This is a genomic window from Lujinxingia vulgaris (genome assembly GCF_007997015.1).
Classification (GTDB): Bacteria; Myxococcota_A; Bradymonadia; order Bradymonadales; family Bradymonadaceae; genus Lujinxingia; species Lujinxingia vulgaris.
Genome location: NZ_VOSM01000001.1, coordinates 127,486 through 142,872, shown reverse-complemented (window position 1 = coordinate 142,872; position 15,387 = coordinate 127,486). Strand labels below are relative to the sequence as shown.

At 65.2% G+C, this 15,387-nt stretch carries 12 protein-coding genes; 7 read left to right on the top strand and 5 right to left on the bottom strand.

The features are described 5' to 3' along the window. The first annotated feature begins 237 nt into the window (after window positions 1-237). The 3 genes from FRC98_RS00585 to FRC98_RS00575 all read left to right on the top strand — a co-directional run bounded on the left by FRC98_RS00585 (window position 238) and on the right by FRC98_RS00575 (window position 3,479). Window positions 238-2,085: an acetate/propionate family kinase gene (locus FRC98_RS00585; RefSeq protein WP_146979369.1), complete on the top strand. Its 1,848-nt coding sequence runs from the start codon at window positions 238-240 to the stop codon at window positions 2,083-2,085. A gap of 164 nt (window positions 2,086-2,249) precedes the next feature. Beyond that, the gene (locus tag FRC98_RS00580; protein WP_146979368.1) at window positions 2,250-2,834 is read left to right on the top strand and encodes a YceI family protein; all 585 of its coding nucleotides are present in this window, start codon (window positions 2,250-2,252) and stop codon (window positions 2,832-2,834) included. A 36-nt stretch (window positions 2,835-2,870) separates the two neighbouring features. Beyond that, window positions 2,871-3,479, top strand: coding sequence for a TetR/AcrR family transcriptional regulator (locus tag FRC98_RS00575; protein WP_146979367.1), 609 nt, complete (start codon window positions 2,871-2,873; stop codon window positions 3,477-3,479). A 15-nt stretch (window positions 3,480-3,494) separates the two neighbouring features. Here the strand turns inward: FRC98_RS00575 and FRC98_RS00570 are convergent, their stop codons facing one another. Next, the gene (locus tag FRC98_RS00570; protein ID WP_146979366.1) at window positions 3,495-4,913 is read right to left on the bottom strand and encodes a flavin-containing monooxygenase; all 1,419 of its coding nucleotides are present in this window, start codon (window positions 4,911-4,913) and stop codon (window positions 3,495-3,497) included. Window positions 4,914-5,174: 261 nt separating this feature from the next. Between FRC98_RS00570 and FRC98_RS00565 the strand changes: the two genes are divergently transcribed. The 3 genes from FRC98_RS00565 (at window position 5,175) to FRC98_RS00555 (ending at window position 8,979) form a co-directional block, all read left to right on the top strand. Then, the gene (locus tag FRC98_RS00565; protein ID WP_146979365.1) at window positions 5,175-6,089 is read left to right on the top strand and encodes a bile acid:sodium symporter family protein; all 915 of its coding nucleotides are present in this window, start codon (window positions 5,175-5,177) and stop codon (window positions 6,087-6,089) included. 73 nt (window positions 6,090-6,162) lie between these two features. Beyond that, complete coding sequence (locus FRC98_RS00560) at window positions 6,163-7,911, top strand: SDR family oxidoreductase (RefSeq protein WP_146979364.1); 1,749 nt, start codon at window positions 6,163-6,165, stop codon at window positions 7,909-7,911. A 42-nt stretch (window positions 7,912-7,953) separates the two neighbouring features. Further along, window positions 7,954-8,979: an aldo/keto reductase gene (locus FRC98_RS00555; protein ID WP_146979363.1), complete on the top strand. Its 1,026-nt coding sequence runs from the start codon at window positions 7,954-7,956 to the stop codon at window positions 8,977-8,979. 15 nt (window positions 8,980-8,994) lie between these two features. On the opposite strand, the gene FRC98_RS00550 is transcribed toward FRC98_RS00555, so the two are convergent. Continuing rightward, window positions 8,995-9,741, bottom strand: a complete 747-nt coding sequence (locus tag FRC98_RS00550) for a tetratricopeptide repeat protein (protein ID WP_230467130.1) — start codon at window positions 9,739-9,741, stop codon at window positions 8,995-8,997. A gap of 144 nt (window positions 9,742-9,885) precedes the next feature. Here FRC98_RS00550 and FRC98_RS00545 point away from each other — a divergent pair, with 144 nt between their 5' ends. Further along, entirely contained in the window at window positions 9,886-11,406 is a 1,521-nt protein-coding gene (locus FRC98_RS00545; protein ID WP_146979361.1) for an Rqc2 family fibronectin-binding protein, read from the top strand. A gap of 104 nt (window positions 11,407-11,510) precedes the next feature. On the opposite strand, the gene FRC98_RS00540 is transcribed toward FRC98_RS00545, so the two are convergent. From FRC98_RS00540 to FRC98_RS00530, 3 genes are all read right to left on the bottom strand, one after another. After that, a complete protein-coding gene (locus tag FRC98_RS00540; RefSeq protein ID WP_146979360.1) occupies window positions 11,511-13,259 on the bottom strand; it encodes a GYF domain-containing protein in 1,749 nt (582 codons plus the stop codon). A 499-nt stretch (window positions 13,260-13,758) separates the two neighbouring features. Next, the gene (locus FRC98_RS00535) at window positions 13,759-14,022 is read right to left on the bottom strand and encodes a hypothetical protein (RefSeq protein WP_115603441.1); all 264 of its coding nucleotides are present in this window, start codon (window positions 14,020-14,022) and stop codon (window positions 13,759-13,761) included. A 99-nt stretch (window positions 14,023-14,121) separates the two neighbouring features. Further along, window positions 14,122-15,384: a tetratricopeptide repeat protein gene (locus FRC98_RS00530; RefSeq protein ID WP_146979359.1), complete on the bottom strand. Its 1,263-nt coding sequence runs from the start codon at window positions 15,382-15,384 to the stop codon at window positions 14,122-14,124. Window positions 15,385-15,387: the final 3 nt, after the last annotated feature.

The window sequence follows — 15,387 nt, the reverse complement described above, 5'->3', positions numbered from 1 at the left end:
ACCACAACCTCACCTTGCGCCTTCACCGGCGCCTCATCGCCCCTTACCCCGCATTGACTTCGGACCCGCCAGCCTCACCTCTTCTTCCCCCCGCTTCACCGAAGTCCTTCCCCCCCGTCCGGGTTGCATCCCCCCGCCACGCTATGAAATGCTGCGCGCAGTCAACGCTCAACCCTCCCGGCCCCCGGCGATCCACTCGCCAGCGCGGCCCCACCCCTTCGCCTCCAGGAGACACCGATGAAGATCCTCGTCATCAACTGCGGCAGCTCTTCGATCAAAGCCGACGTTCGCGAACACGCCACCGGCGCCTTCGTCGCCCGCATGGACATCGAGCGCATCGGTCAACCCAACGCCACGCTGCGCTTTGACGGCGAAGATTCAACCACCGATCTCGGCCAGGTCGATCACGAACAGGCCCTCAAAAAAACCATCGACCTGCTCCTCAAACGCCTCGATGACCCCGGCGCCATCGCCGGCGTCGGACACCGCGTCGTCCACGGCGGCGCCCGCTTCACCCACCCGGTTCGCATCACCTCCGAGGTCGAAGAAGCCATCGACGAGCTCGCCAGCCTGGCCCCCCTGCATAACCCCGCCAACCTGGCCGGCATCCGCGCCGCACGCAAACTTCTCCCCGACGTCGACCACGTCGCCGTCTTCGACACCGCCTTCCACGCCACACTTCCTCGCCGCGCTCGCACCTACGCCCTGCCCTATGAAATGGCCAACGACCCGGGTCTGCGCCGCTTTGGCTTTCACGGCATCAGCCACGCCTACGTCGCTCAGCGCGCCGCCGAGTTCCTCGACGCCGACGTGCGTGACCTGCGGCTGATCACCTGCCATCTCGGAAACGGCGCCAGCCTCTGCGCCGTGGAGTTCGGCCGCTCCATCGAAACCTCCATGGGTCTCACCCCCCTGGAAGGCCTGGTGATGGGCACCCGCACCGGCGACATCGACCCCGGCCTGCTCATTCACCTGATGCGCGAGCATGGCTACACCGCCGATAAGCTCGATGAGCTCCTCAACCGCGAAAGCGGCCTGGCCGGCCTCTCTGGAGTCGGCAACGACCTGCGTGACATCGAGGCCCGCGCCGCCGACGGCGACGACCACTGCCGACTCGCCATCCAGGTCTTCGCCCACCGCGTGCGCAAATACATCGGCGCCTACGCCGCCATCATGGGCGGCGTCGACGCCATCGTTTTTGCCGGAGGTATCGGCGAAAACAGCGCCCTGATGCGTCATCGCATCGCCCAGCGCCTCGACTTCCTCGGTGCCCGCCTCGATGAGGACCGCAACCGCGAGCTCCAACTCGCAAGCCTGCAGCCCGTCCAGATGTTCTCCACCCCTCACTCCCGTACGCGCCTCCTCGTTGCACGCACCGACGAGAGCCGCGCCATCGCCGAGGCCGTCTCCAAACTCATCCTCAAGTCCGACGAACTCACCCTCGACCAGCGCCCCATCCCCGTAGCCGTCTCCGCTCGCCATATCCACCTCACCCAGGAGGCCGTCGAGACCCTCTTCGGCCCCGGCTACCAGCTCACACCCCGCAACGACCTCTCCCAACCCGGCCAGTTCGCCGCCGAGGAGACCGTAAAAGTCGTCGGCCCCAAAAACGAGTTTCCCGCCGTGCGCATCCTCGGCCCCACACGCTCGCTCAACCAGCTCGAGATCTCCCGCACCGACGAGTTCACCCTGGGCATCGACGCGCCGGTGCGTGCCTCCGGCGATGTCGCCAACAGCCCCGGGATCCTCCTGGTTGGCCCGGCCGGACAACTCAAACTTGAGCAGGGCGTCATCTGCGCCTGGCGCCACATCCACATGACCCCGGATGACGCCGAGCACTTCGGCGTCAAAGACCGCGACGTCGTCGAAGTCGCCGTCGCCAGCGGCGATCGCGACCTCGTCTTCGGCGACGTGCTCGTCCGCGTCTCCGAGAAGTACCGCCTGGAGATGCACATCGACACCGACGAGGGCAACGCCGCAAACCTCGGCCGCGGCGCCACCGGCACCCTCATCTCCACCGAAGGCCGCGCCCAACTTCGTCGCCGCAACACCCGCTACGATGCCGTGAACCCGGCCGCTGAATAAGCCCCTCCACCCTCGCCACCTCCAGGCGATCGGGCGCTGCGCCTCCGCGCAGCGCCCCCTCCCCCGCCCCCTCGTTAGTAAGTACCCACAAATCGCCTTTGCCCCGATCTGTAGGTTGATGTACCACGGATTTGTCCTTCGGCGACCGACCTCGTGAGTGCCCCATGCCCGGCTACATCGAGTTCAACCCCTCGACCTTCTTCGCCGCTGTCATCGTCCGCAACGACGACAGCCGCATGCTCTCGCGTATGGGTCACGACCACGTCGTGCGCGCCATCCCCGCCCAACGCCGCATCGCGATCGACGCCGAAACCATCGCCTCCATCTCCTTTGAGCTCACCTTCCCGGCCCGCGAGCTGGTCGTCGACGCCGACGAAGACCGCCCCCGCGTAGGCCTCCCGGGCACCGTCAGTCTCAAAGACCGCAACGCCACCGCCGACAACATGCTCGCGAAAAACCAGCTCGACGCCGCACGTCACCCCGAGCTGCGCTTTGCCTGCCACGGCATCACAACCGGCCCCAACGCGCACATGCAGGCCAGCCTCACCGTGCGCACCACACGCTTCAACTTCGACTTCCCCCTCGATCTTCACGTAGATCCGAATCACATCCGCGCCCGCGGCCAGGTCCAGCTCTCCCACGCCGACCTCGGCCTTACCCCCTACCGCGCTCCCCTGGGCGCCCTGCAAAACCGCCCGGAACTGACCTTCGTCGTCGAACTCGACGCCGACATCAACCCCGCGCCCTGATCCTCAAAGGGCGCGCCCTCCCCTGGTGGAGTCTTTATGTCTGAAGGACGCGATAGAATCCTCAAAGCCGCCGAAGACCTCTTTGGCACCTACGGCTTCGACCGCATCAGCGTGCGCGACATCGCCGAGCGCGCCGAGGTCAACAAGGCTCTGATCTTCTACCACTTCAACAGCAAAGATGAGCTCTTCGAAACCGTGCTCCTCCACTATTTCGAGAGCCACACCGACGCCCTCCGCGAGGCCTGGTCGGCCACCGGCTCCCTGCGCGAGCGCGTCCACAACATGATCGACGCCTACGTCGACTTCATCGTCGAACACCGCGCCTGGCCCAAGCTCGTCCAGCACGTCGCCGCCACCGAACACAGCGAACACATCCCCACCGTCCAGCGTGGCCTCAACCCCATGATCGCCTGGGCCAATGAGACCTTCGGAGAGATCGCACCGGATGAGGGACCGATCTCAGTGCGCAACCTTTTCGAGACGGTCGCAGGCGCCGTACTCCATCACTTCACCTACGCCCCCGTACTCGCCAGCATGTGGGAGAACGAGCCCCTGGCCGAGCGCCACCTCGCGGAGCGCCGCGCTCACCTGCACTGGCTCGTCGACGTCCTCCTCGACGCCGTCGAAACCCGCGCCCACCTCTAAGCCCCCCCTCATGCTTCAGTCGCGCCGCCCCAGCGGCCTCTCAAACCAGCCGATGAGCTCCTGCATCCGCTCCCGGTACACCGCGTTGCGCACGTAGTAGGCCATCCGCTCGAACTTTGAGAAGTCCACCCCGCCGCTGGTATCCGGCCCCGGACCCCGCTTGAGCTTGCGGAATGCCTCGGCCCGCCGCGGATCTTCGCGCCTGGCCACCAGGAAACGCGCCACCGCCTCCGCCTGCCAGTCGCGGATCTGCCAGCCCCCGCCATCGCTCTCAATCAGCCCCATCACAAAGATATCATCCTCCTCCGGGTGGAAGATGTTGAGATAGAGCTGCGGCGCCTTACCCCCGCGCCAGGGCAGATACTTCGTATCCAGGAAGGGAAACGTCAGCTTGTACCCGGTGGCCATCACCACCACGTCGTACTCCCCCTGGCTCCCATCCACAAAATGCACCGTCTTGCCCTCAAAACGCGAGACGTTGCTGCGCACTTTCACGTCCCCATGCCCCAGGTGGTAGAGCAGCTGCGAGTTCACAATGGGGTGGCTCTCATACAACTTATGATCCGGCTCCGGGATCCCGTACTTGCGCGGGTCGGGCGCAATCCGACGCAACAACAACGTGTCCACACGCTGCTTCAACCACATCGGCATCTTCACTTTGCCGCTGCCCGCCCCGAAATCCGCCGCCGGCACCCCCAGAATATACTTCGGCACGATGTGATAGCCCCGCCGCATCGACAGATCCACCGACACCGCCTGGTGCACCGCGTCGATCGCGATATCGCACCCGCTGTTGCCCGCCCCCACAATCAGCACCCGCTTTCCTTTAAACACATCCGCGCTGCGATAATCGCAGGAGTGAAAGATCTCTCCCTCAAACTCCCCCTCAAACTGCGGCCAGTTCGGATCGTTGAGGTGCCCGTTGGCGATGCACACCGCGTCGTACAGAAAAGCCTCCCCCGTATCCAGCGTCACTCGCCAGCCTTCTCCCTGGCGCTCCACCTCCTCAACGCTCGCCCCGAAGCGAATCCGCTCATAGAGCCCGAACTCCCGCGCAAAATCCCGAAAATACTTCAGAATCGTGCGATGACACGGGTAATCCGCCACCTCCTCCCCCAGCGGAAAGTCGTCAAACTGCGTCGACTTCTTCGACGAGATCAGGTGCGCCGACTCGTACATATTGCTGTACTCCGAGTCGATGTCCCACACCCCGCCCACATCCTCAGAACGCTCAAACTGATCGTAGAGCACCCCGTTTCGCGCCAGCGCCCTCGCCGTCGCCAGCCCCGCCGGGCCCGCCCCGATCACACACACCCGCTCGCTTCGGTCGACGACCTCCCCCTTCTTGCCGCGGGGCAACCCCGCGGCGATCGCCGCATCGCTTACCGCGTTGGCTTCCACGACGCTCTTTACCTTCGTGCCCGGCTCACTCATGATCATTCCTCACGTTGACGGATTTCGCATCATTTGGATAAAACACTAACCGAACGGTCAGATACGTCAAGCCCCTATGACGCCGCGAGGCAAGGGTGACGCCTTTGGCGGCGAGGTTGAGAGTGACCTGAGCAAAGCGCGGGCGCGGCTTTTTAGCGCGTCGAGGAGGTGCAACGCAGCTTAAGGGGCCTCTCAATGCAGCAGACATCGCGTCCATAGTGGCTCACGGCGTAAAAATCCCCCACCGAGGCAACCTTTACCATGCGCGAGAGCATCGACGCGATCGAGCTACACTTCGATCCCTCCAGCCTGATGGCCCTCAACGTCATCCTGGGGCTGATCATGTTCGGCATCGCGCTCTCCCTGCGCGTCGACGACTTCCGCTACGTCCTCAAGCATCCCCGCGCCCCCCTGGTCGGCCTGGTCGCCCAGTTCGGACTGCTCCCCGCCGCCACCTGGGGCCTCACGCGCCTGCTCGATCTTCCCCCCAGCATCGCGCTGGGCATGATCCTTGTCGCATCCTGCCCGGGCGGAAACATCTCCAACTTCATCGCTCACCTCTCCCGCGCCAACACCGCCCTCTCCGTCTCGGTGACCGCCCTCTCCACCACCGCCGCGATGATCTTCACCCCCCTCAACGTCGCCTTCTGGGGCTCGCGCTCCGCCGACACCCGCGCCATCCTCACCGACTTCAGCCTCCAACCCCTGGACATGCTCCTCAATGTCCTCATCCTCCTGGGCCTCCCCCTGGCCCTGGGCATGCTGCTGCGTCATTTCGCGCCCGGCCTCGCGCTCAAAGCCGAGCGCCCCTTTAAGATCCTCTCGATCGTCCTCTTCGCCCTGCTCATCATCGTGGCCTTCCGCTCCAACATGAGCGCGTTTATCGCCGTCATCGGCATCATCTTCGTTCCGGTCGCCCTGCATAACGCGCTGGCCTGGATCGTGGGCTACACCGCCGGCCGCACAGCCGGCCTCCCCTTAGAAGACACCCGCGCTCTGGCCATCGAAGTCGCCATCCAGAACTCCGGCCTGGGCCTCGTCCTCATCTTCGCCTTCTTCGACGGCCTGGGCGGCATGGCCGTCATCGCCGGCTGGTGGGGCATCTGGCATATTATCGCCGGACTCTTCATGGCCGCCCTCTGGTCTCGAACGCCAGCCACCCGACCCGCCGACTGACCCGACCTCACCCTCATCTTCCACCGCAATCCCGCCGACTTCCCCCTTTCACGACGTTGAGATGGTTGTTCCTATGGCAAAACCCAAGAAAAACTCCCGCGACAACGCCACCATCCTCATCACCGGCGCCGCCGGCTTCGTCGGCGACGCGCTGCTGCGTTCGCTGCTCGATGAGCCTTCCGGCTTCGCGTCCATCATCGCCACCGACATCCGCCCCCTGGCCGATGACATCGCCGACGACCGCCGCCTGGTTCGCGGCAACCTCGACATCCGCGACGCTGACGCCGTCAACGACCTCATCGCCGAGCATAAACCCGACGTCGTCGTGCACCTGGCCGCCATCGTCACCCCGCCCCCCGGCGACACCCGCAAACTCCAATACGAGGTCGACGTCCTGGGCACCCGCAACGTCGTCCAGGCCTGCGCAAAGCACGGCGTCAAACAGCTGATCTACACCTCCAGCGGCGCAGCCTACGGCTACCACCCCGACAACCCCGCCTGGCTCAAAGAGAGCGACCCGGTCCGCGGCAACGAGGTCTTCGCCTACGCCCACCACAAGCGCATGGTCGAAGAAGATCTCGAGCGCGCCCGAAAAGACTTCCCCCACCTGGGCCAGCTCATCTTCCGAGTCTCCACCGTGCTCGGCCCCCGGACCGACAACCAGATCACAGGCCTCTTCGAACAGCCCGTCGTCCCGGGCATCCGCGGCGCCGACTCCCCCTTCTGCATTGTCGCCGACTTCGACGTCGTCGACGCCATCCGCCACGGCATCACCACCGGCAAAACGGGCATCTACAACCTCACCGGCGACGGCGTCCTCTCCCTCGAAGAGATCGCCCGCCGCATGAACAACCGCTACCTCCCCCTGCCCGAATCCATCGTCCGCACGGCCCTGGCCGCCCTCTCCAGCCGCGGCATCGGGCCCTACGGGCCCGAGCAGGTCCTCTTTATCAAACACCGCCCCGTCCTCGACAACACCGCGCTCAAACGCGACTTCGGCTTCACCCCCTCCCTCACCACCGAAGAAGCCTTCGAGCGCTACCGAAAAGCCCGCACCCTCAGCGGTCCGGCCACCGTGCTCATCACCGGCGCCGGCGGCGGGCTGGGCTTTGAGCTCGCCCGCGCCCACGCCCGCCGCGGCGACCGTCTCGCGCTGCTGGAACACAACCCCACAGCCCTGGAGCGCACCTTCATGATGGCCCGCGCGCTCGGCGCAAAGGCCATCGCCATCAACGCCGACCTGCGCAACCCTGACGATTGCCAGCGCGCCGTCGCTCAAACCACCCAGACCTTCGGCGCCATCGACATCCTCTACAACAACGCCGCCATCCCCTCCCGCGATCTCTTCTCCAACACCACAAGCGCCCGCATCGAAGAGGTCATCGACGTCAACCTCATGGGTGCGGTACGCATCACCGAGGCCGCGCTGCCCTGGCTCACGCGCTCCAGAGGCCGCATCTGCGCCATCTCCAGCGTCGCAGGCTTCGCCCCGCTCACCGGCCGCACCGCCTACGCCGCCAGCAAACACGCGCTGCACGGCTTCTTCGACTCGCTGCGCACCGAGCTCGTCGACCAGGGCGTCTCCATCACCCTGGCCTGCCCCGCCTACATCAAGACCGCTTTTCGCAAAGACGCCCGCGACAACGCCTCCGAACTCAACCCCTCCGAGGTCGCAGACGCCATCATCGACGCCACCCTCAACCGCCGCCGCATCGCCCTCATCGGTGCCACCGCGCGCCAGGCCTACTGGCTCCACAAGCTCGCCCCAACCCTTTTCGAGCGCCTGATGCGACGCAGCGTCAAAGACGAGTTCCCCACCTGATTCCCTCTGTAAACCTTCCCCCAAAACGAGCTTCAAAACGCTATGAGCAACACCCCTACCATCCCCCATCGCCGCCTTGGAAAAACCGGCCTCAACGTCTCCCGCATCTGCCTGGGCACGATGATGTTCGCCGACCGCACCGATCTTAATGAGGCCCGCAACATCGCCGACCTCTGCCTGGAGCGCGGCGTCTTCTTCTGGGACACCGCCGACATGTACAGCCGCGGCGCCTCCGAGACGATGGTCGGCCAGCTGATGGCCGGCCGCCGCGACCAGATCGTGCTCGCCACCAAAGCCTGCCGCCCCATGAGCGAGCGCCCCAACGACCGCGGCCTCTCCGCGCGCCACCTCATCAAAGCCTGCGAAGACTCTCTGCGGCGGCTCAACACCGACTACATCGACATCTTCTACCTCCACTTCACCGACCCTAACACCCGCCCCGAAGAGACCCTGCGCGCGCTCGAAGACCTCACCCGCAGCGGCAAAATCCGCTACAGCGGCGTCTCCAACCACCAGGCCTGGGAGGTCGCCGACCGCGTCGGCATCGCCCGCTCCCACGGCTGGCAACCCGTCGACGTCGTCCAGCCCCTCTACAACATCCTCAACCGCGACATCGAGCGCGAGCTCATCCCCATGGCCCAGAACTACGGCATGGGCGTGGTCACCTACTCCTCGCTGGCCCGCGGCGTGCTCACCGGCAAATACCGCTGGGACGCCCCCGCCCCCGAAGGCTCTCGCCTGGCCCGCGGCGACGTGCGCATGCGTCAGGCCGAGTGGCGCGAAGAATCCCTCCAGGTCGTCGAAGAGCTCCGCCCCCTGGCCGACGCTCGCAACATCCCCTTAAGCCAGCTCGCCACCGCCTGGACACTCGCCAACCCCCTGGTCGACTCCGTGATCATCGGTCCCCGCACCCTGGCTCAGACCGAAGACGCCCTGATGAGCGCCGCAGTCGAATGGGACACCGAGCTCGAAGAAGCCATCGACGCCCTCTGCCCGCCCGGCACCCACGCCGGCCGCCAGATCCCCGACCAGGACGTCTTCCCGCTGCGCGGCCGCCCCCGCCAGTGACGTAGCCGCGCTGCCTCAGTTCACGCTCAGATACTGGCGGCAGCGCTCCGCCAGATCATTGCGCGGCTGAATCTGCACGCAGCGACGGAAGTGCTCCACAGCGCGTCCGTCGCCGCGTGCCTGCATCAACTTCCCGAGGTTGAAGTGCGGCTCCTGGTAGTTCTCCGGGCATTTCTCAATCGCCAGCCGGTAGTAGCGCGCCGCCTCAGTCTCATTGCCCATCGCCTCGTAGACCAACCCCTGATTATTATCCGCTAAACACATTTGTGGGGCGAGGAAGGCGGCCATGCGGAAATGCTCCAGAGCTTCGGCGAAGCGTCGCTGGTTGTAGTAGGCCCACCCCAGGTTGTTATGGGCGAGCTCCGGCGTGGTGTAGAGCGTCTCGTCGATGAGGATCAAAAACTCCTGCTCCGCATCCTCCCAGCGCTCCATCGCCAGATACACCGACCCCAGGTTATTGCGCGCAAAGTGGAAGCTCGGCTCCACGCGCAGCACCTCCTCAAAATGGTTCACCGAGCGCCGGTAGTCGCGCCGCCCCATATAAATGATCCCCATCAAGTAGTGCGCCTGCGCGTGGTCCGGATTAATCTCCAGCGCCCGGGTCAGCTCCCGAATGGCGTGGGTCACCTCGTTGGACTCAAAGTAGCCGGCACCCATATCGTAATGGAACTGCGCGCTCTTCTCGAGCTGCTCTTCCTCCGACGGTCCCCCGGTCGCGCACGCGCTGCCCAGCAGCGCCCCGACCAACATCACGACAAGCATCGCTCTTCGCCACATACCTGCTACCCTCAAGGTCTGGTCTCACACCTGCTTCATGGCGCCCCATCGGCGCCCTCTCAGACCTGCCGACGCTAACACGAGCGCAGCACACCCCCAAATTTTCCTCTCCCCACCCCACGTGCCCTCATGACCCTCTCCCACGCCGACCTCTCCCTGCTCGTCGAAGAGCTCGCCACACGGGCCATCCCCGGCGTTATTCAGAAAGTCTTTCCCGCCGGCGCGCGACGCCTCACCCTTCAGGTGCGCGTCCCCGGCCATACCCACCACATCTTCTTGAGCGCCGCCCCCGGCGACGCCCGCGCGCACCTCGTCGAAGAACGCCCCCGGGTCGAGGGCCGCCCCGACGCCTTTGTGATGCAGCTTCGCAAATGGCTCCACGGCGCCTGGATCGAGGCCATCGACCTCGACCCGGCCGACCGCGTCCTCACCTTCCAGCTCTCCGCGGTCGACCCCGACTGGGAGCCCCAGCCCGAAGACGACAAAGCCCCTCGCCGCGCCCTGCGCCTCATCGCCGAGCTGGTCGGCCATCACCCCAACATCGTGCTCGTCGAAGACGACCAGGTCCTGGGCCTCGCCCACGCCCGCACCTTAGGCGATCGCCAGCTACGCCCCTCCACGCCCTACCTCCCCCCCCCCCCCCCCCCCGAGCTCGGCCCCCCGCCCACCCCCGAGCTCCAAAACCTCCCGGCCGACGGCAGCCGCTCCGCCTACATCGACCGCCACACCCGCGCCACCCTCGCGCAGGAAGCCCGCGAGAGCCTCTTCTCCACCCTCTCCCGCGACCTTCGCTCCCGCGCCAAAAGCCTGCGCCGCCGCGTCAAACACATCGAAGAAGACCTCCAACGCATCGACGAGGCCGCCGACTTCAAGAAGTTCGGCGAGCTCCTGCAGAGCGCGTATGGCCGGGTGGAGCGCGGGGCGTCGGAGGTTCGTGTGCCCGACTACTACGTCGAGGGCATGCCCGAGATCACCATCACGCTCGACCCCGCCCATGATCTTCAGTGGAACATCGACCGCTACTTCCACCAGTACCGCCGCTACAAAGAAGCCCGCGACGACGTGGAAACCCGCTACCTGGAGTCGGCCGATACCCTCGAAGCCCTCACGGAGGCTCGCCAGCGCCTCCAGGAGCTCGCCGGCGCCGACTTCGATACCCTGATAGGCTTCAAGCAAGAGCTTCGCAACCAGGGCCTCCTCAAGACCACCCACCGCCAGCGCGCCGCGCGCAAAGCGCTGGCGCCCAGGCCCCCCTACCGCGAGTTTCGCTCCCGCCGCGACGACGTCATCCTGGTCGGCCGCGGCGCGCGCCACAACGACGCGCTCACCACCCGCATCGCCCGCGGACGCGATCTCTGGCTGCACGCCCGCGACTGGGCCGGCGCCCACGTTGTGGTCCGCCGCGATCGCGGCGAAGACACCGATAGCGAGACCCTCCTCGACGCCGCCACCCTCGCCGCCTACTTCTCCCGAGGTCGCGAAGACTCGCTGATCGACGTCACCTACACCGACGCGCGCCACGTGCGAAAACCTCGCGGCGCCGCACCCGGCCTGGTCACCATCGCCGCCGGCTCCACCATCGCCGTCACCATCGACGAAGAACGCCTTAAGCGCCTGCTCGCCAGCGAAGTCGACGAAGACGCCGACTGACGCTGCGCACAACCTTCAGCCGGCCCCTGACCGACACACAAAAAAGCCCGCGAGCGCTCGCTCGCGGGCTTTTTAATGATGCCTTAGCAGCCGAACATCTCCCCTCAGCGAATCACGAAGGGGTAGGTGATCGGAAGCTCGCTCTTCGACTCGGGGAAACGCATCGAGTTCACGACACGCTCAATACACCCGCCAAGGTCAGTGCCGGCCATCGGCCCGCCCTGTACGCTGGCACCGGTCACGTTACCGGCCGGCTGCACCGCAAAGCGCACCCGCGCCGTCCCGCTGAGACCACCGGAGTTCGAGTCCCGCGCACAACCCGCGATCTGCGAGTTGTACTTGCGAATCGTGCCCGCCACCTGAGAGCGCGACAGGCTATCCGGCACATTTTTCGCCGGCGCCGGCGCGCTCCCACCCGAGCCACTCGACGAGCTTCCGGAGCGATCCAGCTGACCGATGATCGAGTCCACGCCGCTGCCCGAAGATCCGGTGTTGCGCGACGCAGTCCGCGTCGGCTCGGGCTCAGGCTCACTGCGACGGGTGCGCGTACGCGAGCTCTCCCGCTTTTTGGCCGGCGCCTCGGCGCGAGCCTCTTCTTTCTCTTCTTCTTCCTCGGCGGCGGCCTCTTCTTCAGCCTCCTCCGAGCCTTCGTCGTTGGCGGCGGCCATCGCAGCCTCGGCGGCCGCTTTGGCCTCCTCGGCTTCTTTCTGCTCTTCGGCAGTCGGCGCCGCCTCCGCAGCTGCCGGGGCAGCCGCAGGCGCGGCGGCCACAGCCGGCTGCGCCGGCTGCTCGCCATTATCCTTGCCGAGCACCACCACCACGACCGCAACAAGCGCCAGCACCAGGATCGCCACACCGGCGATAACGCCGATCATCAACCCCTTGTTCTGCTTGCGGTGGCTGCCCATCGGCATCAGCGCCGGCATGCTCATGGTGCCCGGGGCAAAATCATCGTCCGAGCTGGAATCGCCCTTCATCGACGCATGCGTGCTGGCAAGCGCCTGAATATCGATCAGACCCGACTTATCGTTGCCCTGCGCGGCGCCCTCGGCCGGCTTGCTCACCGCCTTGACCTGGTCGACGCTGCTCAGGCTGAAGAGCACGCTGTTCTCGTTGCGCGCCCCCACCATATCGCTACCCGACGGCGTCGCGGCCGGCTCGGGCTCATCGGCCCCGTAACCACCGACGTAATCATCTTCGGGAGGCGTCGAATCAAACGCGGCAAACATGCCGCCTTCCGCCCCGCCAAAGCCGTCGTCATACCCACCGGCATCATAGCCATCATCGTAGCCACCGCCGCCGTAACCGCTGTCGGCGTAGCTCTCGATCGAGGGCTGCTGATCATAGCTTCCGCTCTCCACCGAGGCGCTGTTATCGCTGTAGCCCTCCAGGCTATCAAAGCCCCCGGAGCTCATCGCCGCGGTCTCGTCGAGGTCGGCGTCCGGCTGAGGATTATGCGCCGAGGCGATCATCGTCGCGTCATTGGGGCCGGCGGCATCCTGCATCAGATGCGCAAACTCGCTGAGCGTGCTCACCATCACCCAGTCATCCAGCCCGTCGCGCCAGGCGAAGGTATCCGGGTGCACCTGACCGGCGGTGAAGTACGCCTCCACCTCTTCCGGCGTGATCGGGCCGACGCGATCGCCATCGATCACCACGTACCACTCCGACGCGCCGCCGGTGTTGCCGTAGGCCGAGCCGAACTCCCCGCCCCCTTCTTCACTGCCTTCTGCGGTCCCTTTGACCACGATGACCTCGCTGCACTTTTTACACCGGATCTTAAAGACCTTGCCCTGGACCTTGTCGTCCGCGATGGAATATTTCGCGCCGCAGTTGTCGCAAACGATCTTCATCGGGGAACCGCTCCTTCGCGTTGCCTCTAAAGCGCCGCCTCTTCGGGCGGCCGGCGTGGATTCGACCTGCTCTGTGACGATCACCCTCGACCGTCACCTCTCTTTCGCAACCTCTCGCTGCGCATTCTTTCCAACCGGCGTCCAACGCCTCGTCCCTGCTCGTCTGGCGAGCCCCGAGAAGAGACGTTGCCCTCCCAGAGTGAGGGTGCTCTCTCCCGGGCGTACATCAATGAGGAAGCGTGCCGGTCAGCGGCGTCCAACGTAGCAAAGCGTTTAATGAAGCGTCAATCAGTTGTCACCCCCACCCCACCGCTGTGATCCTCTCCAGAGCCCCGCTGATAGCGCCCCGATGGCCCGATCCCCCGCCCACCGACACAACCTTTTACGTTAGGGCGCCCTCTCCCCGCTCATCACACCCCGCGAGCCCGCCTCCAACGCAAACGCCCCGCCATCCTGAACGATGGCGGGGCGTTTGCCTGGAAACTCACTCAAGAGACGCTCACTGCTGCAGCGCGGCCTCTTCGGTGCTCTCCTGAATCTTGGGCAGGAAGCTCGTCTTCAGATCCAGCAGACGCTGGAACTGCGCCTGACCGCGACCTTCCATATTCATGAGGTCCGGCGAGCGAAACTCACCTTCGACGAGCATATTTTCGAAGTCGTAGAAGCGCGAGCGGGTCTCGCCCTCTTCGGCGTCCTGCGCGAAGGCCTGAGCACCGAATACCGTCGTCGCCGCAAGCACCAGACAAAAGATTGCTTTCTTCATCGTCTTTCTCCTCAATTCTTCGCGCCTGATCGCGCGTCATGCTCTCCAAGTGTAACGCCCGAACACCCTGACGTCAAAGACGCCCGGGGGCTCCCGCGATCACTCCGCAGCTTCGCCGCCCTCAGCGCTTTCTTCAGCTTCGGGAGCCTCTTCAACCTCCGGCGCCGCTTCGGGCTCGGGCTGCTGCTCCTGCTGCTCAAGCTGCGAGCGCATGAAGTTAATCGAGGCCTCATAGTTGGCCACCTTGTTGACGTCGTCTTCAAGCTCCACCAGGCGCTCGTAGTAGGCGATCGCCTCTTCCGGGCGCTGCAGGTGCGTCTCGTTGAGCTGCGCCAGGCGCTCCAGGCTGGAGAGATGATCGCTGTCGCACTCGTCGATGTAGTAGCGGTAGCGCTCATCGGCCTCTTCATGCTCACCGACCGCGAAGGCCGAGGCGCCCTTACCCAGGTTCGCCACGCAGTGATGCGGCGCGATGCGCACAGCATGGGTGAAGTGGGCGTCAGCACGCTCGTAATCGAGGTACTCAAGCAGGATCGACGCCAGGTTCAGGCGGCTCTCCAGGTAGTCCTCATCGGCCTCAATCGCCTTGGAGAAGGAGTCGACCGCCAGCGGCACGTTATCTTCCTGGATGTAAACAAGCCCCAGGTTGTTGAGCACGTCGACGTTATCTTCATCTTGCTTGAGCGCCTTACGCAGCGAGTACTTCGCCAGCGAGTAGTTCTCGCGCTCCATGTAGACCAACCCCAGGGTGTTGAGCGCCCCGACGTTGACGTTGTCTTCGCGCAGAATCTCTTCAACATAGCGCAACGCCTGGTCTTCTTCACCGCGACGAAGCGCGATGACGGCCATGTTATTCTTGGCGACCAGGTTGTTCGGATCACGCGCCACAACCTCCGAGAAGAGGGTCTGCGCGTCGTCGTACTGCTCGTTCTCGGCGTAAGCTTTGGCCAGCGCCACGGTGTAATCGAAGACATCCGGATCGAGCTCACGCGCGGTCTGAATGCGCTCGACCGCATCATCGTTGCGATCGATCTCACCGTAGAGAAGCCCCAGGTTATAATGGGCCTCCGCAAAGGTGGGCTCAATCTCGATGGCGCGCTCCAGAGCCTCAATGGCCGTCTGACGCTCAGTGGCACCGGCTTCAATGGCCACCATCGCCTCTTCAAACGCCTCAAGCGCTTCGAGCGGGATCCCGGTCGATTCGGAGATCTTCTCCTGCTCCGACTTCTCCGGGACTACCACCGGCGCCTCATCGACGGTCTTCGGGGCGCTGGAGCAACCCGCGCTCAGCGTCACCGCGAGCGCACCAGCCATTACCCCCATCAGGGGGCGGCGAGTCAGGTTCGTGAGTGTGTTCTTCATAAT